Origin of the sequence: Neorhizobium galegae, assembly GCF_017877135.1 — a bacterium.
In the GTDB taxonomy this organism is placed as follows: domain Bacteria; phylum Pseudomonadota; class Alphaproteobacteria; order Rhizobiales; family Rhizobiaceae; genus Neorhizobium; species Neorhizobium galegae_A.
Genome location: NZ_JAGIPH010000011.1, coordinates 77,162 through 99,131 on the forward strand (window position 1 = coordinate 77,162; position 21,970 = coordinate 99,131).

Consider the following 21,970-nt stretch of genomic DNA (forward strand, 5'->3'; position numbering starts at 1 on the left):
TATTCTGAGGAGATCTACATGCTGACCGCCCGCGAACGCATAGAACGTCAGATGAACGATCCGGCACTGGTGCGCCTTCATCGAAAGCTCAGCCGGCTCTCATCGACTGTCACGATGATGAACACCGGTGCCCATCCGGATGACGAGCAGAGCGGGATGCTTGCCTTTCTGCGTCTCGGCCTGGGCATACGGGTGATCATCGCCTGCTCGACACGGGGCGAAGGCGGTCAGAATGCCTTGGGGCCCGAGCGGTTGGGGGCGCTCGGCGTGCTGCGCACACGCGAACTCGAGGAGGCCGCGCGCGTCCTTGATGCGGACGTCCTCTGGCTTGGGCATGGCCCGGACGATCCCGTCCACGATTTCGGCTTTTCCAAGGATGGCAACGCCACCTTCGGCCGATGGGGCGAGCAGCGTATCGTGGAGCGGCTCGTGCGCGCCTATCGCATGGAACGCCCTGATATCGTCGTACCGACCTTCCTTGATGTGCCGGGTCAGCACGGTCATCATCGTGCGATGACGCGCGCAGCCGAAACGGCGATCTCCCTCGCCGCCGACCCATCGGCTTTCCCCGAGCACTTCAGCCAGGGAATGACACCCTGGACGGTCGCAAAATACTATCTGCCGGCATGGTCGGGCGGTGGCGACACTTACGACGACGAGGTGCCGCCACCGGATGCCACGGTCACACTGCGCGCCGTTGACCGCGACCCGGCAACCGGCGTGGAATTCGACCGGATTGGAGAATGGTCGAGATATTATCACGCCTCGCAGGGCATGGGACATTGGCCGCAAAACCCCAAGACGAACTGGCCGCTGCATCTGAAACTGTCCGCTGAGCGGATCGAAACGGAAACGTCCATCTTGGACAACATTCCGGCATCCCTTTCCACACTGGCCGAATGGGACGGGCTGTCCTCGACAATCGCCAATGCGCTGCTGACAGCAGATGCTGCCATCAGAGCAGCAATCGCAGCTTTCCCGGATCGCAAGACGATCGCGCGTCACCTGGTCGAGGCGGCAGAGCAACTGGACCTCGTCTCCACCTCGGCACCGCAGGCTTTCCAGGCACTGCACCGACACAGGATCACGCGCAAGCAGCGGCAGATCGACGCTGCGCTTCTGGAGGTGGCCGAGATTTTCGAGCGAGCCTATGCCAGTCCTTCCAGCATTGCTCCCGGCGGTTCAGCCGTTCTGAGCGTCACGCTCGGGCGGGGCGCTGCAGAGGCTGCGATCGACGTGGTCCCGATCCTGCCTGAAGGGGTGACCTTTACCGCCCAGTACGGGGATAACGGTCAGTCCATTGTCCTTGAGGCTGCCTCGGACATGCCGCTGTCGAACCTCTATTTGCCGTCCTGGTCTTCTATGGGCGGCAACGGCCATGCCCATATTGGGATTTCTGCGTCAATCGGAGGACGCACGGTTTCCGGCAGCTTCGATCTTGAGGAACCCTTTTCCATCTCACCGGCGCAGTCGCTGACATTGTCGCCGGAAACCCTGCTGGTTCCATTTCAGAGTGACCAGACCGAATGGTCAATCAAGGCAAGCATTGACGGGGTCCAGGCCCCACTCTCCTTTCGAGCGCCGCCGGGCCTTAGCCTCAAGGCCGGCGACGACGGTTGGACGGTTTCGGCCACGAAACCGCTGGAACCGGGCCTCACCGAGATCCTGCCACATCTCGGCGGCTTAGAGGCCTTCAGGGTCACGCCCATCGCGTTCCGCCATATTGGTCGAACAAGCTTTCGACAATCGGCGGCACTGAGCATCCTGTCGCTTGATCTGAAATTACCGCAGGGAGCACGCGTCGGATATGTGGGCGGCGGTGCGGACCGCGTCGGTCTGTGGCTAGCGCGTATGGGTCTTGAGGTGACCGAGATGGACGCTGCGGCGTTGTCCGGCGACCTGTCACGCTTCACGACAATCGTCGTCGGCATTTTTGCTTTCGGCATTCGCAAAGATCTTGCGGCGGCAACCGCCCGTCTGCATCGTTTCGTTGAGGAAGGCGGACATCTGGTCACCCTCTATCACCGTCCAAGCGACGGCTGGCATCCGCAGGAGACTCCTCCACGGCATATCGAGATCGGATCGCCGTCGCTGCGTTTCCGTGTCACTGACCCTATGGCGGAAGTTACGGTGCTTGCACCCGAGCATCCATTGCTCGCCGGCCCGAACAGGATCGGGTCCCAGGATTGGCAGGGCTGGAACAAGGAGCGCGGGCTTTATTTTGCGGCCCGCTGGGACGATGCCTACGAGCCGCTGCTGGCCATGCATGACGCTAACGAGCAGCCTTTGAAAGGTGGATTGCTCTCGGCGGCCATCGGTCGCGGACGCCATACCCATACCAGCCTTGTGCTCCATCACCAGATGGACAAACTCGTGCCGGGCGCCTTCCGCCTCATGGCAAACCTCGTGCAGCCGGCATGACCGCCGAGCGGTCGCTCGACGATACGCGCGAACAGGCTGCCAATGCCCGTATCGCCGCCGGCTGGCTGCTGATCGACATGACGCTGGTGTCCGGCGGCATGACCGCCTTGGTCAAGGCCCAGGGCGCGACATACCCGGCTTTTCAACTTGTCTTCATCCGCGCGATGATCGGCCTCATGTTCATCCTGCCGCTCATCTGGCACCACCGCGCCGAGATGACGCGTATCCGCCACCCGTGGCGCAACATCGTGCGGATTTCCTGCAACGCCGTAGCGCTGACCAGCAATTTTCTGGCGATTACCCTGTTGCCGCTCACAACGGTCAATGCCGTCGGCTTTTCACGCCCGCTGGTGACGATGGCGATGGCCGTCATCATGCTGAATGAGAGGGTGAGTCGTATCCGCTGGGTCGGCGCGGGGCTGGCTTTTACCGGAGTGTTGCTTATCGTCGCACCCGGAACATCGGGCTTCGACGTGAACATTCTGGTCGTTCTGGTGACGGTTGTGTTCGGATCGCTGGCGATCATTCAGACGCGAGCCCTGCGCGACGAAAACACCACAGTGATGATGGTCTTCTACACGGTCGGTCTTGCCGTTATCACCGCCGTGCCGGCTATCGTCACATGGCAACCTGTCTTGCCGCTGGACTGGCTGCCGCTCCTCGGGATCGGCCTGCTGGCCCAGCTTGGCCAATATTGCTTTCTGCGCGCCTACCGCATGGCCGATGCCAGTATTCTGGCGCCGGTCGGTTATCTGTCGATTGTTTTCGTCACCGCTGTTGGCTACGTCTTTTTCGATGAGGTGCCACAGTGGCGTGTGGTGATCGGCGTCATCATGATCATCGCCTCTCTGCAGGGTGCAGCCTTGCTGGAGCGAAGGCGTGCCCGCGGACGTTAGTGCTCTGATCCTGCCCCTCCACTCATAGTGGCCGCTTGCCACCAATATAAGCTGGGCCGTTTGTCACAATCGGTCTGGGCCTCCCTTTCCGACAGATAGCTACCACACCATCCCCGCCAGCGCTTCGCTGACGGACGAAGCATCACCGAGTGCAGCCACGATGCCGTGCATTTCGTCGCTTTTGATCCCGCCCCAGCGCAGGCAATCGGTAAACTTGGAACGCTTTTCCTCTTCCGTCAGCGGGCAGGCGATCGATCCCCTCGCGTGAAGCCGCTCGGCGTGCAGCATGCGGCCGTCCTGCAGCGTGATGGAAACCTTGTGTGGCAGACGCTCGACACCGCGCTCTTCCTCGGCACTGTAGGCGTCCATGGCAATCTTTGCCATGTGCGTGCGCACTGCAGATCTCGAGACCGCATCCGGGGTGAAGTCGGACAACGACAATCGGCCCTGCAACAGGGCAACCGCAAGACAGTACTGCATCGAAAAGCGCGCCTGCATCTCGTCGGCCGGGTCAGGATAGGCGAGATTATCGCGGGCGGACCGGCCCACTTTCGTCTCGATGCGGATGACCTCCTCAAGCGAGAACCCGTGCTCTGTCTGCAGGTCGAGGGCGGCATCGATCGCCCGATGCGTGGAGGCGCAGCAGGGATGCAGCTTGGTCACCAGCCCCCGGGTTTCGATGACATGCGCTCCATCCAGGGGCAGACCCGCCCAGCCGGCCGCCTGATCGCCACCGAACAGGTCGAGAAAGCCCTGGGGTCGCTCCAGAATATCCAGCCGGCCGGTCAGCCCGGCGCGGCTGAGGAGTGCCGCCTCGATCGCATTGCGGGCGGCCATGCCGGCATGAAAGGGTTTTGCGGCCGTTCCGAACTGCCCTTTGGGGCCGGCGGCCATGCTGGCTGCCAGGCTCATGGCCTGCGCAACGCGATCCGCACCGAGCCCCATCAGGAAGGCAACCCCGGCCGCGGCCCCGATGCAGCCCACTGTCGAGGTGCCGTGCCAACCCCTGTTGTAGTGGGAGGGATTGACCCCGAAGCCAACCGAGGCCTGCGCCTCGAGGCCGGCAAGATAGGCCGCAACGAGCTGATAGCCTGAGATCGACGCATCGGCCGTTGCGACCGCCAGGAGCGCCGGCACGAGCACGGCGGAGGCATGGGCGCGGGCCGGATGGAAGTTGTCATCGAAATCGAGGCAATGCGCCGCCGTGGCATTGACCAGCGCGGCAAGCGGGGGCGATCCGCGGCCGCCGGTCACGAGTGGCGATGCTCCCTCTGCGCCGATGTCCCCGGCAAAGGCTCGTGCCACCGCCTGCGGCGCGGCGTCCACGGCGCCGGCCAGCATGCAGCCCAACGTATCCGTGATCGCATCGCGTGCCCGCGCCAGCGCGACGGGGGAAAACGTGTTGCGCGACGCCACCTGCGCTGCGATCAACTCGAGAACCGTTGCCATTCCATCCAACCCCTGCAAGTCTCTGTTTTGGGCCGCATTGATGGGCAGCGATGCCCGACAGCGCAATCTTATGCAGATTGCGGGTGGTGCTATTCAGTTTGAGGAAGCAGGCATGCGGCAGCACAACGACATCACGATCAGCGTCAAGCACATCCAGACCTATGATGCGATTGCCGCAACCGGCTCGACCATCGCGGCAGCGGCAGACCTCGGCATTTCGCAATCCAATGCCAGCCGTCTTCTGCACCAACTGGAAGTCTATCTCGGCGTGCGCCTCTTCGAGCGCGACAAGAACAGGCTGTCGATGACCCGCGAGGGCCTGCAACTCGGTCCGGAAATCCGCGCGATCTCCGACCGGCTGACGGCGCTGAAGGTGACGGCCCGCGAACTGGAACAGGGGCGTTCACTGGAGATTCCCCTCCGGCTCGCCTTTCCCGCCAGCCTTTCGGTGACGCTGGTGCCGCGCCTGATCAAACGGTTCCTCACGGACAACGGTCCGGTGCGAATCGAGATCGCCTCCGGAAATTATCTGGCGATCGAGCGTATGGTGGCCGATGGCCAGGCGGATCTGGGCTTCACCCGGCTGCCCTCCCCCACGGCCGGCCTGCGCGAGGAGCACGTCATGCCGTCGCGCAACATCTGCGTGATGCACCGGGACCATCCGCTTGCCGGACAGCAGGCCCTGACGGTGCCGGAGTTGAAATCGCATGATCTCATCCTGCTGAACCGCGAGCGGCCCGTGCGCCACGAACTGGAAGCGCTGTTCTACCGGCAGGGGCTGCGCCAGCGGCCAGCCATCGAGGCCCATTCGGTCGGCTGCGCCTGCGCGCTTGCGGCGGAGGGACTGGGCATCGCCATCGTCAGCGCGCTGCTGGCGCGGGAGTATGCCGCGCTGCCGCTTGCCTTCGTGCCGCTGGAGCCGGCGCTTGGCATCGACTATGCCATCGTCAGTTCGGACCGGCAGCCGCTGCCGAAATCGGCGACACCCCTGTTGCAGTATCTGCGCGAATGGGCATGAGAGGCACAGGCCGATTGACGGCATGGCATGAAGGTCCGCACGCTCCATGATCAATTTCCGACAGCTCGAAGTGCTGAAAACCTTGCTGGCCACCGGCTCGACGATTGCCACCGCCAGAAGCATGGGACTGAGCCAGTCCGGCGTCAGCCGTCTTCTCCAGCAGCTGGAAACGGATCTGTCGCTCCGGCTGTTCGAACGCGACAAGGGCCGGCTGATCCCCACGCCCGAAGCGCATATTCTGGCCCGCGATGCCGAGACCATTCTTCTCGGGCTGAACCGGTTTTCCGGATTGGCGGAGGATCTGCGCAGCGGCGCCAAGGGGCCGGAAGTCGTGCGGCTTGGCCTGCCGAGCAGCATGTGGGAAAATTTCGCACCCGCCATGCTGGTCGATTATGCCCGCGACTATCCCACGGTTCGCATCGAAACCTTCTTCGAGACGACCTCGAACATCGCCCGTCTGGTGGAGCAGAAGGTCATCGATTTCGGCTTCCTCCGCCATGAGGACCAGGTGCCGCCCGGCATCGATATGGAGATCGTGGCAACGGGCACCGGCGTCTGCGTGATACCGCAGGATCATCCGCTCGCCAGCCTCCGGGAGATCACGCCAAAGGATCTGCGCGGCGTGCCGCTGATCCTGATCGGACGCCAGCGGCCGACCCGCATGCTGCTCGATCAGACCTTCCAGCGCGCCGGCGTGAAGCAGAACGTCAAGATCGAGACGCATACCAACAGTTCGGCCTGCGCCTATGTGGCGCACGGGCTTGGGGTGGCGATCCTCAGCAGTTTCTTCGCCAACCTCTATCGCCATCTTCCCATCGTGCAACGGCCCTTCGTGCCGGTGACGACCCAGGATTTCGCACTGGCGACGCCTTCCGGCACCTCCTCCTCTCTGGCTGCCAAGGCGCTGATGGAAACGCTGAAGCGCCAGATCGCCATTTCGCAGCAACAGAGTCCCGCAAACTGAAGCACCGCCTCCGCGGAGTGCTGCAAGGGGCGGTCAGACTGCCCGGAATCCGCATCAACATATGACAAAAGCGCATAATATTGCGCCATTTTTCATCAACCTTCATAGTCTCAGCATAAACAGCCGGTGACTTTGTCAGATCCGGCCCCGCAAATCGCGTTCAGGGGAACCGATGATACGTTTCATACTTCACCGCCTGCTGATGGCGGTCCCTACCCTTGTGATCGTCGCTATCACGGTCTTCGCTCTGATCCGCTTTATTCCGGGTGATCCAGCCGCCCTGATGCTGGGCGACATGGCAACACCGGACCAGATCGCCGCGATGCGCAGCGATCTCGGGCTCGACAAGTCCATGCCGCAGCAGTTCCTCGTCTGGAGTGGCAACGTGCTGAGCGGCGATTTCGGCCATTCGATCGTCAGCAAGGAAGCGGTCCTGCCGCTCGTCCTGTCGCGTTTCATGGTGTCGGCCGAAATCGTGGTGGTCGCCGTCATCCTGGCAAGCCTGATCGCGGTTCCCGCTGGCGTGATTGCCGCATGGCGGCAGAACAGCCTCACCGACCTTGCCCTTGTCGGCACGGCAACGGTGCTGTTGTCCATCCCTACCTTCTGGCTCGGCCTGCTGCTGCTCTTGTTCTTCGGCCTGAAACTGGGCTGGCTGCCGGTGCTCGGCTATGTGTCGATCGGCGACAACATCGTGGGCGGACTGCTCTATCTGGTTCTGCCGATCATGACGCTGGTCATCCACGAGTCCGGCGTGCTGATCCGCATGGCGCGCGCCTCCACGCTGGAGGTGCTGCGCCTGGACTACATTACCCATGCCCGCGCCAAGGGCCTCTCGGAACAGGCGGTGCTGTGGAAGCACGCCTTCAAGAATGCCTTCGGCCCGACCTTGACGATGATCGGCCTGATCCTCGGCAACCTGCTCGGCGGTATCGCCGTCATCGAGACGGTCTTCACGATACCCGGCCTTGGCCGGCTGATGGTCGACAGCATCTTTCAGCGGGACTACCCGGTCATCCAGGGCTGCCTGCTGCTGATCGCCCTGTCCTATGTGGTCGTCAACCTGATCGTCGACCTGCTTTATCCCCTCTTCGATCCGCGTGTGGTGGCCGAATGAAGTTCTTGTCTCTCAACGGCCTGATCGGCGGCATCCTGATTGCCGCTCTCCTGGTCGTCGCAGCCACCAGCCTGTTCTGGACACCGTTCGATCCGATGAAGCTCAGCTTCACCGCGCGTCTGGCGGCTCCCGGCGCCCAGCATCTTCTCGGCACCGACGAGTTCGGGCGTGATGTGCTGAGCCGCCTGATGATCGGTGCCCAGGCCAGCGTGTGGATCGGCGGATTGACGGTCGGCTTCGCGGTCATCGCCGGCACCCTGATCGGCCTGATCAGCGGCTATGCCCGTGGCGTCATCGATGGCGTCATCATGGCCATCAACAATGCGCTTCTCGCCTTTCCCGGCATCCTGCTGGCGCTTGGTCTGCTCGCCGTGTTCGGCGCCAACCAGTACGGCATCATCTTCGCGCTCGGCATTGCCTACACGCCCTCCATGGCGCGTGTGGTGCGCGGCGCCGTGCTTTCGCTGCGCGAACGGGAGTTCATCGAGGCCTCACGGGTGATGGGCAACGGCGAGATCTACACCATGCTGCGGCATATCCTGCCCAACTGCCTGGCGCCGATCACCGTTCTCGCCACCTCCATGTTCGGCTGGGCCATCCTGTCGGAAAGCGCACTCAGCTTCCTCGGCCTCGGCGTGCCGCCGCCGGCACCGACCTGGGGCAACATGCTGGCGGCCGGCCGGCCCTTCCTCGAACAGGCGGTCTGGCTCGGGCTGTTTCCCGGCCTGTGCATCGCGCTCACCCTGCTCGGCATCAATCTGCTCGGCGATGCGCTGCGCGACAGGCTCGACCCCCGCATGAGAGGTTTGAAATGACACAGGAAAAGCTTCTCAGCGTCAAAAACCTCTCGCTCGAGATCGCCCGCCGCAACGCCACCGTCGTCAACGATGTCAGCTTCGACGTGGCGCCCGGCGAGATCTTCGGCATTGTCGGCGAAAGCGGCTCGGGCAAATCGCTGGCGACACGGGCACTCGTCTCGCTGCTGCCGCCGGTGATCCGCCAGACGGCGGGGGAGATCATCTTCAGGGGCCGTGACGTGACCGCTATGAGCGACAAGGATCTGCGCAGCATGCGCGGCGCCGAAATCGGTCTCGTCTTCCAGGAACCAATGACCTCGCTCAATCCGTCCATGACCATCGGGCGGCAGTTGGAGGAAGGGCTTGCCCTGCATAGCCGGGCGACGTCGGAAGAGCGACGCAACAAGATCCTCGCCATGCTGCACCGTGTCGGTATCCGCGATCCGGAAGGGGCGCTGACCGCCTATCCACACGAGTTTTCCGGCGGCATGCGCCAGCGCATCATGCTCGCTTCCGTCATGCTCCTGAAGCCGGCCCTGCTGATCGCCGACGAACCGACCACGGCGCTCGATGCCGTCGTGCAGCGCGATGTCATGGAACTGATGGTGGAACTGACGCAGGCGGAAGGAACCGCGGTGGTTCTGATCAGCCATGACCTGCCGATGGTGGCCCGCTACACCAGCCGCATCGTCGTCATGGAAAAGGGCCGGATCGTCGAAGCCGGCAGCACCGAGGACATCCTGGAACGGCCGCAGCACCCTTATACCCGCAAGCTGCTCTCCTCTCTGCCGATCCGCGGTGCGGCGCGGACGATCGAGACCGCCTCGGCGCCGGTTGTCTCGGCGCGCAACATCGTGGTGGACTATCCCGGTCGCAAGTCACTTCTCAAGAAGGGGGCGCCCAAGCGGGCCCTGCATGGGGTCTCCATCGACATTCATGCCGGCGAAGTGGTGGCGCTGGTCGGCGGCTCGGGCTCCGGCAAGACCACGCTCGGACGCACAATCGCCGGCCTCGTGCGGGAAAGCGGCGGCGAAATCCTGTTCGAAGGCCGGCGGCGGGATGCCGACTGGCAGGATTATCGCCTCAACTGCCAGATGGTGTTTCAGGATCCCTATTCATCGCTCGACCCGCGCATGACGATCCTTTCGCTGGTGGAGGAGGCCCTGCGTCTGGTGCCCGGCCTCGAGCGGACCGCCAAGAGGAAGCGGGCCTATGAGACGCTGGAGGAGGTCGGGCTCGGCGCCGACTATGCGCTTCGCTATCCGCATGAACTGTCCGGTGGCCAGCGGCAGCGCGTGGCGATTGCCCGCGCGATTGCCCGTCGTCCCCGCTTCCTCATCGCCGACGAGCCGGTCTCGGCGCTCGACGTCACCGTTCGCGCCCAGGTGCTGACGCTCTTTTCCGATCTGCAGAAACGCTACGGCTTTTCCTGCCTGTTCATCAGTCATGACCTCGGCGTGGTCGAACAGGTGGCCGACCGGGTGGTGGTGATGCAGGACGGGCGCATCATCGAGGAAGGCGACCGCGACACGATCTTCGACACGCCGAAGCAGGCTTACACTCGCCGCCTGCTCTCGGCCATTCCCGCACTCGATCTCAACGAGACCGGCGGCGTCCGCCTGAAGTGGCGCCTGGAGACCTGACCATGACCGATACGACAACCATCGATAACACCGCCGTGGCCGAACGGCTGAATGCGGTCTGCGACGCGCAACCCTTCGTCACGCGCTTTGCCATCCGCAATCTTGTCACCGGGGAAACCTTCGAGCGTGGCGCGGATGAGGAAACCCCGTCCGCCAGCACCCGCAAGACATCGATCATGATGGCGGCGCTGAAAGCCGTCCGCGAGGGCAGGCTCGATCTGGATGAGCGCATTACCTATGAGGCGCGCTTCGCCGAAGAGGTGGCAAGCGGCATGTTCCGCTACCTGACACCCGGCATCGTGATTTCGCTGCGCGATGCCATCACCGGCATGATGGTGCTCTCCGACAATGTCTGCACCAAGATGGTGTTCGAACGCCTGACGCTGGAGGAAGTGAACGCCTACTGCCAGGCGATCGGAATGAGCGGCACGCATCACCGTTTTCTCATCCCGCCGCTTGCCCTGTCGCCCGATCACGCCCTGAAATCGGTAACCACCACCACCGCGCGCGACCAGATGCTGCTGCTTGAGTGGATCCTCGACGCGCAGACCTCGGCGGCCGCAGCCGAACGGCTTGGCGTGACGCCAGAGCTTGCGGCCTATGCCCTGCAGACGCTGAAGAACCAGATCCTGCGCTACGCCATTCCGTCGCGCCTGCCCTTCGGCACCGTGGTCGCGCACAAGGGCGGCACCGGCAAGCGCGGACGAATGAATGCCGGCATCGTCTACCGCGACGGAAAGCCCTTCTACATCATCGCCGCCTTCACCGACGCAGTGCCCCAGGAAATGGCGGATGGAACACCGGGCTACACGCTGTCGCTCGAAACCATCGGCCGCCTGTCCCGCATCTGCTGGGACGGCTTTCACGCCTGACATTTCCGGAACAACGAACAACAGAGAGGGTAGAACACATGAAAAGCTTACTTCTGGCCGGCACCATCCTGATGGCGCTGACCTCGGCCTCCGTCGCCCGCGACATCGTCATTGCCCAGAGTTCGGATCTGCGCAGCAACAATCCCGGCGTCAACCGTGACGGCAATACCGACGGCGTGATCCTTCACATCGTCGAGGGGCTGGTGGGCTATGCCAACAATGGCGAAGTGAAGCCGCTGCTGGCGCAAAGCATTGCCATGTCCGCCGATGGCCTGACCTACACCTTCAAGCTGCGCCCGGACGTGAAATTCCACAATGGCAAGGCCCTCACCGCCGACGAGGTTGTCTGGAACTGGAACCGCTACATGGATCCGGCCACCAAATGGACCTGCATCAAGGACTTCGATGGCAGCGGCACGGTGAAGGTGACCGGCATCCAGGCAACCGATGCCGCGACGGTGGTGATGACGCTGGAAAAGCCTTCTGCCGTCTTCCTCGGCCTGATGTCCCGGCCGGAATGCGGCTATACCGGCATCATTGCGCGGGAATCGCTGGCGGCCGACGGTTCGTTCGACAAGCCGATCGGCACCGGTCCCTTCCAGTGGGACGCGTGGAAGAAGGGCGAATACATCCACCTCAGCAAGTTTGCCGGCTATGTCTCGCCGGCCAATGACGGCAAGCCGGATGGCATGGTGGGCTCCAAGCGGCCGCTGGTGGATGGCATCAAGTTCATGGTCATTCCGGATGCCTCCACGGTGAAGGCCGGCCTGCAATCGGGCGTGCTCGACACGGCGGAAATTTCTCCCGATCTCATCCCGGAATTCGAAAAGAGCGAAAAGACCAAGGTCATCATCTCCCAGAACAACGGCAAGAACCTGTTCTACATCCAGACCCGCGATCCGGTGCTGAGCAAGCCGGGCGTTCGCCGCGCCATGGCCATGGCGCTCGATCTCGACGAACTGGTGGCCGCCGCGTCGAACGGAACCGGCAAGCCGAACGGCTCGATGGTCTCGTCGGACTCGGTCTATTTCAGCGACATCCAGAAGAAGCGCCTGCCGCATGATCTGGCCGCCGCGAAGAAGGAACTGGCGGCCTCCGGCTACAAGGGCGAACCGATCAGCATCATCGCCAACAAGCGCGGCAATGTCCCGAGCTTCCCCGCTGCCGTCATCGCCCAGGCGATGCTGCAGCAGATTGGCCTCAACGTGCAGATCGAGGTGCTGGACTATGCCACGCAGGTGGACCGCCGCCGCTCGGGCAACTACCAGATCATCTCGCAATCGGTGGCCCCGCGTCTCGATCCGGCGCTGATGTACAGCTTCTACACCGGCGACAAGGACAAGAACGCCTCCCTGATGTGGGACAATCCGAAGGCGATCGCGCTGATGAAGGCCGCCTACACGGAAATCGACGGCAAGAAGCGGCAGGCGATCTTCGACGAGTTCCATGAACTCATGCTTGAGGATATGCCGGGTATCTTCCTCTACGACATGATCGATGTCTGGGGTGCGGCCAAGTCGCTGAAGGGACAGCCCGTCTGGCAGTCCAATGCGCGGCTCTGGGAAGTCTCCTTCGACAAGTAAGCCTTTCGAAAATGAGGGTGCCGCAACCGTCAGGCGGCACCCATCCGCCTGTCCGGATGGCCAACAGCCTGCTTTCCCCGCTCCCGCCATCCCGTCTCCCCAAGGATGCATCATGCCCGACATGCCCGCCCTCCACGCGCTGACCCGATCCATTGACAGTCTGGCGCCAGACATTGTGACGCTCAGCAACCGGATCTGGGATTTTGCCGAACTGAAGTTCCAGGAATTCCGCTCCGCCGACCTGCTGATGGCGGCGCTCATACAGAACGGCTTTTCGGTGCGCCAGGACATTGCCGGCATGAAAACCGCCTTCATCGGCGAATTCGGCGAGGGCAAGCCGGTCATCGCCTTTCTCGGTGAATATGATGCACTGGCGGGCATGAGCCAGGAGCCGGATGTAGACTATCCGGCGGAGCAGACACCCGGCGCCAGCGGCCATGGCTGCGGCCACAATCTTCTCGGCTGCGGATCGCTTCTCGCCGCCATCGCGCTGGCGCGGCATCTCGCCGAACACAAGCTGCCGGGAACCGTGCGCTACTACGGCTGCCCCGGTGAGGAAGGGGGCTCGGGCAAGACCTTCATGGTGCGCGCGGGCGCCTTTGCCGATGTCGATGCCGCGCTCACCTGGCATCCGGCACCCTTCAACGGGGTGCGCTCGACCAACAATCTCGCCGTTCTCGAATATTACTACCGGTTCAAGGGCACGGCCGCCCATGCCGCCAATGCAGCCCATCTCGGTCGTTCCGCGCTTGATGCCGTCGAACTGATGAATGTCGGCGTCAACTTCCTGCGCGAGCATATGCCTCAGGATTGCCGGGTGCACTATGCCATCACCGATGCCGGCGGACGGGCGGCCAATGTCGTGCAGGCTAGGGCCGAGGTCCTCTATCTGGTGCGTGCTCCCGAAATGTCGCAGGCTCTGGCGCTTGCTGAGCGGGTCAACCAAGTGGCGCAGGGTGCCGCCATGATGACCGGAACAGAAGTCGAGATCGTGTTCGACACGGCCGCCACCAACCTGCTGCCGAATCTGGCGCTGGAAACGGCAATCCACGCCAATCTGGTATCGCTTGGTCCCGTTCCCTTCGATGAGGCCGATCTTGACTTTGCCCGCAGGATCCAGGCGACCTTCACCCATGAAGCCATCAGGAGCAGTCTCCGGCTCTACCAGATCGACCGCGACGTCTTCTCCAACGAGAAGATCGACGGATCAACCCCGCTGCATCTCGGCCTGCGCGACTTCGAGGGTCGCTCGCATTTCCGCGCCGGCTCCACCGATGTCGGCGACGTCAGCCGGGTGACCCCCACCGCGCAGTGCTGGGCCCCGACCTGGGCCATCGGCACCAATCCGCATACCTGGCAGGTCGTGGCGCAGGGCCGCAGCCCCGGCGCTCACAAGGCCATGATCCACGCCGCCAAGGCACTGGCAACCACCGGCCTCGATCTCCTGACCTCGCCGGCTCTGCTGGCAAAGGTCCAGGCGGAATGGTCCGAAAAGATCAGCCGGGAACCCTATGTCTGCCCGATCCCCGACCATATTCAACCGGATGTCGGATGAGGATAGGCAATCTTGGCGCGGGATGTTCTGGAGATCTGCATCCCGCGCGCCGCCCCTAAAACTAGCCTCATTTTCAGGTGCGGCAGTGTTCTGCTGGCCGAAGGCGACCCCGGCAGATAGGTGGTCCAGCTCTTGCCGGAATTTCGAAGCAATGACCCGATCGGCATTGGTGGGCCACGAAACTGCTAACGCGTTACGCCAAAACGCCGATTGCTAATCCGCGCAGGTGCCGAGGATCGGCGACATCAGCTTGATGTGGGCATCAACCCGGATCAGATCATCGTGATGATCGTGCCACCCCGCCAGGCCAATCTGATTGTCGAACAGGTTGACGATGAGGCTGGTACGCGCCACGAGAAGACGAACCTGCTCGGCAAGGATCCGATTCCCCGAAACTTCGGCCATCAGGACGTAGAACCCACCCGACAGGTGAATGGCTTCTCGCATGTGGCCTTGCTGCCGCAGCCTGTTCTCCTTATAGATGTTTTCCTGCAGCCGTGCTATCGCGGAGCGTTCGACGCTCGGGCGACGGCCTCCGTGGTCCGGGCCTCGATGGCGACGCGCGCAGCAAATATTTCCCGTACCTCATCGGCATCCGGGGCCTCGACAAAGGAACCGCGCGCTGCACCGTCGCGGAGTTGGGGTTTCCCGCAAAGCCGGAGCGGTTCACTTCCGAACGAGCCATGCAGTAGCCAAGTATACTCTAACGCGCAAACGTTGAGCCATGGGGCGACAGTCTTTGCTCCCGTCGTCCTGCGATGCATCCACGCCTCGGGCGCGACTTCACTGTTCAGACCGTCAACGAGGAAAACCTGCTGCAAAGCCGCTGCGAGCGACAACGCGCCGCACATCATTTTCAGCGCCGTCCAGCAGGACCAGGGTTGCGGTACGCGCACCAGCCTCGTCACGGATGGAAATCGCGTCCAGAAGGGTCCGATGCAGCGGAAGCGCATGGCGCTGGTCACCGGTGATTTCGTCCGAAAGCCTGAAGCTGATCAGCAGCGCCACTTCGATCATGCCCGACAAACTGACAATCAGGTCATTGCCCGTAAAGCGCATGATCGCCAGATGGAATTGCAGATCCGGCAAGGCAAAGGCCATGTTGTCACCCGCCACCTCTTCCATTCTTGTCATGATTTGCCCGAGCATGGCGATCTGCTCGGGTGTCGCCCGACGTGCGCAGAGCGCAGCCGCCTCCGGCTCAATCGCCCGTCGCAGCTCGAAAAGCGCAACCACATCATCGAGCTTGGGCGAGGTGAAACGCCACAGCAGGATATCCGGGTCCAGGTGGTTCCAGTCTGCCCGGGGCCTGACCCGAGTGCCTGTCTTCTGCCGCGCCTCTATCATTCCCTTGCCGGAAAGGATCTTCAGTCCCTCGCGCAAAACGCTTCTGGTCACCTGAAAGCGCTCGCAAAGCTCTTCGGCGGGCGGCAGCGCCTCACCAGCACCAAAAGCGCCTGACACAATCATGTGGCCCAACCGGCGAACCAGTATCTCATGAAGATTTCCTGCCCGCCCCCCGTCGCCGCTCCAAGCCAGGGAGAATTGGGCGGGGTCTAAGTTGGTCTTACCCATGTGCATCCTTCTGGAAACGGCCGGTCAACCTGGGCGCGGATCGTGTTTGGTATCGTGCCAAACCGCGGCTCGCGGGAGCTTGTCTTGCGCATGTATCGCAATCTGGTCTGTAACGCGATACGCGAAAATTATGAATAATCAAAATATACAACTCTGTGCTAACACCGCCCGATCCTGTCCCTGGAGCCAGATCCATCATGTTGCCGCAGTCCAGTTTCGCCACCTATCCGAGCCTGAAGAACCGCAGTGTTTTTATCACAGGGGGCGGCAGTGGTATCGGGGCCAGTCTCGTGCAGCATTTTTGCGATCAGGAGTGCCGTGTCGCTTTCGTCGACATTGCGCAAGAAGCCTCAAAGGCTCTGGTCGAGGAGATAGCTGGTTCAGGTCGAAATATACCGCTGTTCCTGCCCTGTGATCTGCGGGATACCGAAGCGCTGCGGCGGGCCATCCATCAGGCGGCGGACGAACACGGCCCTGTCACGGTGCTGCTCAACAATGCCGGCAATGATGATCGGCATCAAACCGAGGACGTGACCCCCGTCTATTGGGACGACCGGATGGCAGTCAATCTCAAGCACCAGTTCTTTGCGGCGCAGACTGTGCGCCCGATGATGCGCGATTCAGGCGGTGGTTCCATCATCAATTTCAGTTCGATCACCGTTATGGTTGGCGATGCCGATTGTCCCGCTTACGTGACGGCAAAAGCCGGCATATGGGGCATGACTCGCGCCCTGGCGCGAGAGTTCGGGCCGGAACGGATCCGCGTCAACGCACTTGTGCCCGGTTGGGTGATGACGCAGCGGCAAAAGCAGCTCTGGCTTGACGACGCCGGAGAGCGCCAGATCCGCGAGCGCCAATGCCTGCGGGAAAAGGTGCAGCCGCAGGATATCGCCCGCATGGCGCTTTTCCTTGCCGCCGATGACAGTCGCATGTGCACGAGCCAGCAGTTCATTGTGGACGCCGGTTGGATCTGATCGCCGGCCCCGTCCGCGCAGCTACCACGCCCCTGCCTTGGGTTGCCGCGCCGCTTCAAGGCACACTGCCCTTCTTCTTGCCGAGACGATGTTTCGGTTAAGGCAGCACCTGCGCGTCATGGTTCCTGCCGTAGGCGAGACCGAGCATTAGTCAGATTTTATTTTTATGAATATTCATAACTTTCATCTGCCTGTCACCGGAGAGCTTTAGTTCGGATCGGGAGGAACGGGGCAGACCAGCGGCACTTTCCAGCAAGTCATCGGTGGCGGTCGCGCCAGATGCTCGCGATTGCCTGCTGCATCCCAACTCCCCGTCTCTCATTCGTCGTCAGCGTCAGGCCCGGACCGGACGCTGATGAAGTGTCATCCTCTTTGATCTTGCCAGCAGAAGGTCTTCATTCATGTTGTCCCAAGTTTCAGGGTTCAGCCGGCGCGCAGCGCCCGGCGGCTGCATCCCCTATTGCCGTGTTTTTCTTTTGCGCAGCTGCGCCATCATTCCCGTTTTGACTGCCTCTCTGATCATCGGTTCAGGGGCAAGGCCTGCCCGGGCGCAGGAGCCATGGACGCTGGTTGAACGGACGTTTTTCAGCGGCAGCGATGCCGATGCCGCACGCGGACAGGGCGTCACGACCGATGGGACAAACTGGTATTTTTCCGGCACCCATTCGCTGGAAATCGCCAATCAGGATTTCAGCAGGGTGCGCATCGACACCGACGCCATCGCCGCAAACCTGAAGATTCCCTCGCAGTATTCCGATATCGGCCTCAACCACATCGGCGATATCGATTACGCCAATGGGCTTCTTTATATATCGCTGGATTCCAGCAATCGCGATCCGGTCACCGGCAACAAGTATTCGAACCCGGTTGTTGCCGTTTACAACGCCGCGGATCTCAGCTTCACCGGCAATGCCTATGTTCTCGATCCGTCGCACGGCATCCACGACATCGCCAGCTGGGTCGCGGTCGATGCCAAGGCCGGTTTTGCCTATGGCATGGCCTATGATAATGCCACCGAAATGGCAGTCTACAATCTCGCCGATTTCAGCTTCGTCAAATACATCACGCTGTCCCAGACCATTGACCAGGCCCAGGGCGGCAAGCTTCTCGACGGATGGATGTATTTTGCCACCGATGGCGATGGCAAAACCCTCTACCGCGCCAATCTGGAAACCGGAAAGGTCGAGATCATCGGCAATCTCAAGATCGATGGCGAACAGGAAGTCGAAGGTCTGTCCATGCGCTGGACGGACCACGGCTGGTCGATGAACGTCCTCAACCGAGAGGAAAGCTTCCCGGGAAGCGGCGCCGAAGGCGTCGGTTTCTACACATATCTGCGGCCCTGGGGAAATGCGCTCTCCGGCGAAATCCATTCCGACATCACCGCCGGATTGATCGATGACACCCGTCTCCTGCGCGATGCGACCAACAATCGCCTGATAGCCGCCCTTGCGCATGAACAGGGCATGGCGCTTGCAGCGTCCGGCCCCGCCGAGCAGCACGCCTCCCTAGATCCGGACGCTGCAAGCTTCTGGACGGACGGCATCCACGCCAGGAGCAGTGTCGACGGAAGCGGCTATGTCGCAGACGCCGATCACAACTCGACGGGGCTCATTGCAGGTGTCGACATCCCTGTGAGCGGCTGGCGACTGGGCGTGATGGGCAGCTACAGCCAGAGCGATTTTTCCGTCGCCAATCGTTTCTCGACAGCGGAAACGGACAATTACCAGTTTGGCGCCTTTGCCGGAACGCAGGTCGATAGCGTCGGCCTTCGCTTTGGTGCCTCCTATGGGCGCCACGACATTTCCACCCGGAGAGATGTGGTATTTCCGGCATTCTCCGAGACGCTGACGGCCGATTATGATGCCGCTACCAGCCAGGCCTATGGCGAAATCGACTACCGGTTTCTGGAGCGGCAGGTCGAGTTCCGGCCCTTTGCAGGCATGCACTATGTCCGTGTGAAGACAGACGGCTTTTCCGAAAAGGGCGGCACCACCGCCGCCCTCAGCAGCGACGGCAGCACAGACAGCAACCTGTTCTCAACTGTTGGCCTGCGCATCAACTCGAAGATCGAGGCGGCAAGCAGCCCGACCTTCGTCCACGCCATGATTGGCTGGCAGCATGCCATGCGCAATGTCACACCCGAGACAACATTCACCATGACCAGCGGCGCATCGTTCAGCAGTCCAGGCGTTCCGATTGCCAAGGATGCACTTGCTGTCGATCTCGGTATGGAGGTTGCCCTCTCGGACCAGTCGGCGTTGAGAGCCAGCTATTCCGGCCAGTTTGCCGACAACAGCCGCGATCACGCATTCAAGGTCGGATTAGACGTCCGCTTCTGATGCGCGTCGGGACCGTACCCACGGGACGGTCCCGACCGGGTGGGCCGCTCTGATCCTCCCAAGAAGGCCGCAACATACCAGGAACCGGCGCTCTCGATCAACGGACCGGCGTTAGCGCGCCGGTTCTTCCGGCGCGTAACGCCCAGCCAATGCATCCGGAGGCTCTTGCGGTCATGCACCGTTGATGGAAGATGGCGGCGCGGTGGAGCTGCCAATGAACAGCCGCGGGATGAGGACCGTCTCACGTGGGGTCAACTTGTCGGGCGAGGTCGATTCGACCCGGTCCAGCAGATAGTCGGCGGATACCTGGGCAATTTGTTCTATATCCTGCAGGACCATGGTCAGTTTCGGCTTTATCACGGCACTCCACGGGATGTCGTCGATGGTCGCCAGCGACACATCTTCCGGGCACGCATAGCCCAGTTCCTGGAGCGCCTGGAGTGCGCCGAGCGCCATCATGTTGCTGGCCGCCAGAATGGCCGTTGGCCGATCGGCACGGGTCATCAGTCGCATGGTCTGCGCATAGCTTTCCGCATCGCGGTAGCGTCCATCCACCAGAAGGTCGTCATTGACGGGCAGGCCTGCCGCCTGAAGCGCCTCCTTATATCCCTCGACACGCTCCGCCGCGGTGTAGAGTTGCACCGGACCGGTGATCTGCGCAATGCGTCGGTGCCCGAGGTTGATCAGGTGGTCTGTGAGCATGCGCGCCGCCATGCGGGTATCTGAGGCGACGTAATCGAGGGGCGCACCGCGAAAACGATGGTCCACCATCACCAGAGGCGTCTTACAGGCGGACAATCGGCGGCCATAGGCCGTGCTGCTTCCGTGCGGCGAGATCAGCAGGCCGGCTATCCGTTGCGCGGTGAACTGATCGAGCAGTTCGAGCTCGCGCTCCGGATCGCCATCGGTGTCCGCGACGATCATCAGATAGCCGCGCTCCAGCGCCCGCCGTTCGACGGCCTTCAGCAACCGGCCGAAAAACGGGCTGGAGATATCGCCGACCAATACGCCAATCATCCGCGAGCGTCCGCGCTTCAGGCTCTGTGCCAGAGGGTTGGGCCGGTAGCCGAGCAAGTCCGCCGCCTTCCAGACGCGCCGAGCGGTGTCCGGGCTGACACGGTCGGGGTTGGCAAAGGTTAACGAGACGGTAGAAATCGCGACACCTGCAGTTTGCGCAACATCCTTGATCGTCGCCATGTATCCTCTCGAATGCTTTCGATTATCTCTCAACCCAGCAATGTTCGAAGATGGTCGAAAAATCAACCACCTAACTTCGCGATCCGCTCGATATGCCGAATATTCCGCCATTTGACGCCGCATTTCTCGCCCAACGTGCTTGACATTTGCGCGTCTCCAATGATTTCTTTCAATCGTAACGTTTCGATCAAGCACTTGGGAGAGGCGATCGAGGCACTTTTGGAGGAGGACCAAAAATGCGCAGCTATAGAACTTCTACCGTCGTGGCGCTTGGACTCGGGTTGGCGCTGCTCGGCACCAGCGCTTTCGCTGAGGCGGCCAAGGACATCACGTTGCTGACCTGGCTCGGCGGTCCGGACCGGAAGGTTCTGGACACGCTCGTGACCGGCTTTCAGGCCAAGCACCCGGACTACAAGGTCAAGATCAATGTCGTGACGTCGCAGGGTGATGCCCGTGGCGGCATGCGAACGGCGCTGATGGGCGGAGAAAAGCCCGATCTCGTCACAAACACCTGGCCAGCATTCCGTAAGGAGCTCGCGGACGCCGGCATTCTGCGCGACGTGACCCCCGTATGGACCAGTAAGGGCTGGGACAAGTCTCTCGCCAAGACGTGGCGCGATATCAGCACAACCGGCGGATCCGTATATGGCATTCCCTACATTTTCGGGTACCGCAGCGGCATCTGGTACGTCCCAGCCGATTTGCAGAAGATCGGGCTTCAGGCATTCCCCACATCCTACGATGACTTCTTGGCGACCTTTGATCCACTGCGCAAGGCAGGATTTGCCGAACCCATCGCGATGCCGGCCAAGGTTTATGCGCATTCCGAGTGGTTCGAGACTTTGCTGATGCGCACAGGCGGACCGGGACTCGTCACCGATCTTGGAGCGCACAAGATCGCCTGGACGGATCCGAAAGTGGCCGAGGCACTGCGCCAGTACGCGCGACTGTTCGGCGCCAAATGCTGCGGTGACAGCAAACTGATGTACGCCACCCACTGGGACGATGCGGCGGATCGCATCTTCGTCGAGCGCAAGGCAAACTTCCTGCAGATCGGCATGTGGATCAATGCGCGTGCCATCTCGCAATACCATTTGAAGCCCGGCACCGATTATTCGCTCGGAAAGTTCCCGGCGCTCGGCCGCGGCTTCGACAATGCATCAATCATCGATGCGAAGGAGATTCTGGCCACCGGAATCGGCAGCAATCCGGACGGAGCCGACGCGTTCCTCGACTATGTCCTCAGCGCGGACGGCGCCAACATCATCGCCAAGGCGGGGTTCACCACGCCGAGCTCCAGCGTTGACGCCTCGATCTATGATCCGGTTGCCGCGGCGTCCGTGCGCTTCGTCAATGAAGGCGACGTCCGCTTCGTGCTCGGCGACCTGCTGCCTGGTAGCCTGGTCGACGAGTACCGCCTCGCCCTGCAGCAGTTCATCGGCAACCCTACCGAAGCCAATATCGCACCGACCCTTGAACGGATCGAGGCTGCGGCGGCCAGGGCCTATTAATGAGCGCCGTCGACACACGCCTCCCACCCCCCGGTGCGCGCGCTGCGCACCGGGGT

At 62.1% G+C, this 21,970-nt stretch carries 17 protein-coding genes; 13 read left to right on the plus strand and 4 right to left on the minus strand.

The genetic code is table 11. The features are described from left to right. The first annotated feature begins 18 nt into the window (after positions 1-18). Both J2858_RS22610 and J2858_RS22615 read left to right on the plus strand, forming a co-directional pair. On the plus strand, positions 19-2,421 hold the full coding sequence (locus tag J2858_RS22610; RefSeq protein WP_210107135.1) for a PIG-L family deacetylase: 2,403 nt from the start codon (positions 19-21) through the stop codon (positions 2,419-2,421). Continuing rightward, positions 2,418-3,317: a DMT family transporter gene (locus J2858_RS22615; RefSeq protein WP_210107136.1), complete on the plus strand. Its 900-nt coding sequence runs from the start codon at positions 2,418-2,420 to the stop codon at positions 3,315-3,317. Before J2858_RS22610 ends, J2858_RS22615 begins: the two co-directional genes overlap by 4 nt. A 99-nt stretch (positions 3,318-3,416) precedes the next feature. Here the strand turns inward: J2858_RS22615 and J2858_RS22620 are convergent, their stop codons facing one another. Continuing rightward, positions 3,417-4,766: an MmgE/PrpD family protein gene (locus tag J2858_RS22620; protein WP_210107137.1), complete on the minus strand. Its 1,350-nt coding sequence runs from the start codon at positions 4,764-4,766 to the stop codon at positions 3,417-3,419. Positions 4,767-4,878: 112 nt separating this feature from the next. On the opposite strand from J2858_RS22620, the gene J2858_RS22625 reads away from it, so the two are divergent. From J2858_RS22625 to J2858_RS22660, 8 genes are all read left to right on the plus strand, one after another. Beyond that, a complete protein-coding gene (locus J2858_RS22625; RefSeq protein ID WP_245367059.1) occupies positions 4,879-5,784 on the plus strand; it encodes a LysR family transcriptional regulator in 906 nt (301 codons plus the stop codon). A gap of 49 nt (positions 5,785-5,833) precedes the next feature. Further along, a complete protein-coding gene (locus J2858_RS22630) occupies positions 5,834-6,748 on the plus strand; it encodes a LysR family transcriptional regulator (RefSeq protein WP_210107172.1) in 915 nt (304 codons plus the stop codon). Between the two features lie 172 nt (positions 6,749-6,920). Beyond that, the gene (locus tag J2858_RS22635) at positions 6,921-7,865 is read left to right on the plus strand and encodes an ABC transporter permease (RefSeq protein WP_210107139.1); all 945 of its coding nucleotides are present in this window, start codon (positions 6,921-6,923) and stop codon (positions 7,863-7,865) included. Then, on the plus strand, positions 7,862-8,680 hold the full coding sequence (locus tag J2858_RS22640) for an ABC transporter permease (protein WP_210107140.1): 819 nt from the start codon (positions 7,862-7,864) through the stop codon (positions 8,678-8,680). The genes J2858_RS22635 and J2858_RS22640 overlap by 4 nt, the downstream gene beginning before the upstream one ends. Continuing rightward, positions 8,677-10,305 (plus strand): ABC transporter ATP-binding protein, encoded by a 1,629-nt coding sequence (locus tag J2858_RS22645; RefSeq protein ID WP_210107141.1) that lies wholly within the window; start codon positions 8,677-8,679, stop codon positions 10,303-10,305. Before J2858_RS22640 ends, J2858_RS22645 begins: the two co-directional genes overlap by 4 nt. 2 nt (positions 10,306-10,307) lie before the next feature. Further along, a complete protein-coding gene (locus tag J2858_RS22650) occupies positions 10,308-11,177 on the plus strand; it encodes a serine hydrolase (protein ID WP_210107142.1) in 870 nt (289 codons plus the stop codon). 38 nt (positions 11,178-11,215) lie between these two features. After that, positions 11,216-12,760, plus strand: coding sequence for an ABC transporter substrate-binding protein (locus J2858_RS22655; protein ID WP_210107143.1), 1,545 nt, complete (start codon positions 11,216-11,218; stop codon positions 12,758-12,760). Positions 12,761-12,881: 121 nt separating this feature from the next. Next, positions 12,882-14,315 carry a M20 family metallopeptidase gene (locus J2858_RS22660; RefSeq protein WP_432443395.1) on the plus strand — a complete coding sequence of 478 codons (1,434 nt, stop codon included), beginning with the start codon at positions 12,882-12,884 and terminating at the stop codon, positions 14,313-14,315. A 213-nt stretch (positions 14,316-14,528) separates the two neighbouring features. Here the strand turns inward: J2858_RS22660 and J2858_RS22665 are convergent, their stop codons facing one another. Next, entirely contained in the window at positions 14,529-14,762 is a 234-nt protein-coding gene (locus J2858_RS22665) for a hypothetical protein (RefSeq protein WP_210107145.1), read from the minus strand. A 351-nt stretch (positions 14,763-15,113) separates the two neighbouring features. Beyond that, positions 15,114-15,890 (minus strand): FadR/GntR family transcriptional regulator, encoded by a 777-nt coding sequence (locus J2858_RS22670; protein WP_210107146.1) that lies wholly within the window; start codon positions 15,888-15,890, stop codon positions 15,114-15,116. Between the two features lie 197 nt (positions 15,891-16,087). On the opposite strand from J2858_RS22670, the gene J2858_RS22675 reads away from it, so the two are divergent. Both J2858_RS22675 and J2858_RS22680 read left to right on the plus strand, forming a co-directional pair. Continuing rightward, positions 16,088-16,864, plus strand: coding sequence for an SDR family NAD(P)-dependent oxidoreductase (locus J2858_RS22675; protein ID WP_210107147.1), 777 nt, complete (start codon positions 16,088-16,090; stop codon positions 16,862-16,864). Positions 16,865-17,265: 401 nt separating this feature from the next. Beyond that, a complete protein-coding gene (locus J2858_RS22680) occupies positions 17,266-19,206 on the plus strand; it encodes an autotransporter outer membrane beta-barrel domain-containing protein (protein ID WP_210107148.1) in 1,941 nt (646 codons plus the stop codon). 171 nt (positions 19,207-19,377) lie between these two features. On the opposite strand, the gene J2858_RS22685 is transcribed toward J2858_RS22680, so the two are convergent. Continuing rightward, positions 19,378-20,403: a LacI family DNA-binding transcriptional regulator gene (locus tag J2858_RS22685; protein ID WP_210107149.1), complete on the minus strand. Its 1,026-nt coding sequence runs from the start codon at positions 20,401-20,403 to the stop codon at positions 19,378-19,380. Positions 20,404-20,639: 236 nt separating this feature from the next. On the opposite strand from J2858_RS22685, the gene J2858_RS22690 reads away from it, so the two are divergent. Then, a complete protein-coding gene (locus J2858_RS22690) occupies positions 20,640-21,914 on the plus strand; it encodes an ABC transporter substrate-binding protein (protein ID WP_210107150.1) in 1,275 nt (424 codons plus the stop codon). The last annotated feature ends 56 nt before the right edge of the window (positions 21,915-21,970 follow it).

Excerpts from the sequence above, each read along its gene's own strand:
- J2858_RS22610 (WP_210107135.1), top strand. The coding sequence starts at position 19 with ATGCTGACCGCCCGCGAACGCATAGAACGTCAGATGAACGATCCGGCA.
- J2858_RS22615 (WP_210107136.1), top strand. The coding sequence starts at position 2,418 with ATGACCGCCGAGCGGTCGCTCGACGATACGCGCGAACAGGCTGCCAAT.
- J2858_RS22620 (WP_210107137.1), bottom strand. The coding sequence starts at position 4,766 with ATGGCAACGGTTCTCGAGTTGATCGCAGCGCAGGTGGCGTCGCGCAAC.
- J2858_RS22625 (WP_245367059.1), top strand. The coding sequence starts at position 4,879 with ATGCGGCAGCACAACGACATCACGATCAGCGTCAAGCACATCCAGACC.
- J2858_RS22635 (WP_210107139.1), top strand. The coding sequence starts at position 6,921 with ATGATACGTTTCATACTTCACCGCCTGCTGATGGCGGTCCCTACCCTT.
- J2858_RS22640 (WP_210107140.1), top strand. The coding sequence starts at position 7,862 with ATGAAGTTCTTGTCTCTCAACGGCCTGATCGGCGGCATCCTGATTGCC.
- J2858_RS22645 (WP_210107141.1), top strand. The coding sequence starts at position 8,677 with ATGACACAGGAAAAGCTTCTCAGCGTCAAAAACCTCTCGCTCGAGATC.
- J2858_RS22650 (WP_210107142.1), top strand. The coding sequence starts at position 10,308 with ATGACCGATACGACAACCATCGATAACACCGCCGTGGCCGAACGGCTG.
- J2858_RS22655 (WP_210107143.1), top strand. The coding sequence starts at position 11,216 with ATGAAAAGCTTACTTCTGGCCGGCACCATCCTGATGGCGCTGACCTCG.
- J2858_RS22660 (WP_432443395.1), top strand. The coding sequence starts at position 12,882 with ATGCCCGCCCTCCACGCGCTGACCCGATCCATTGACAGTCTGGCGCCA.
- J2858_RS22665 (WP_210107145.1), bottom strand. The coding sequence starts at position 14,762 with ATGCGAGAAGCCATTCACCTGTCGGGTGGGTTCTACGTCCTGATGGCC.
- J2858_RS22670 (WP_210107146.1), bottom strand. The coding sequence starts at position 15,890 with ATGGGTAAGACCAACTTAGACCCCGCCCAATTCTCCCTGGCTTGGAGC.
- J2858_RS22675 (WP_210107147.1), top strand. The coding sequence starts at position 16,088 with ATGTTGCCGCAGTCCAGTTTCGCCACCTATCCGAGCCTGAAGAACCGC.
- J2858_RS22680 (WP_210107148.1), top strand. The coding sequence starts at position 17,266 with ATGTTGTCCCAAGTTTCAGGGTTCAGCCGGCGCGCAGCGCCCGGCGGC.
- J2858_RS22685 (WP_210107149.1), bottom strand. The coding sequence starts at position 20,403 with ATGGCGACGATCAAGGATGTTGCGCAAACTGCAGGTGTCGCGATTTCT.
- J2858_RS22690 (WP_210107150.1), top strand. The coding sequence starts at position 20,640 with ATGCGCAGCTATAGAACTTCTACCGTCGTGGCGCTTGGACTCGGGTTG.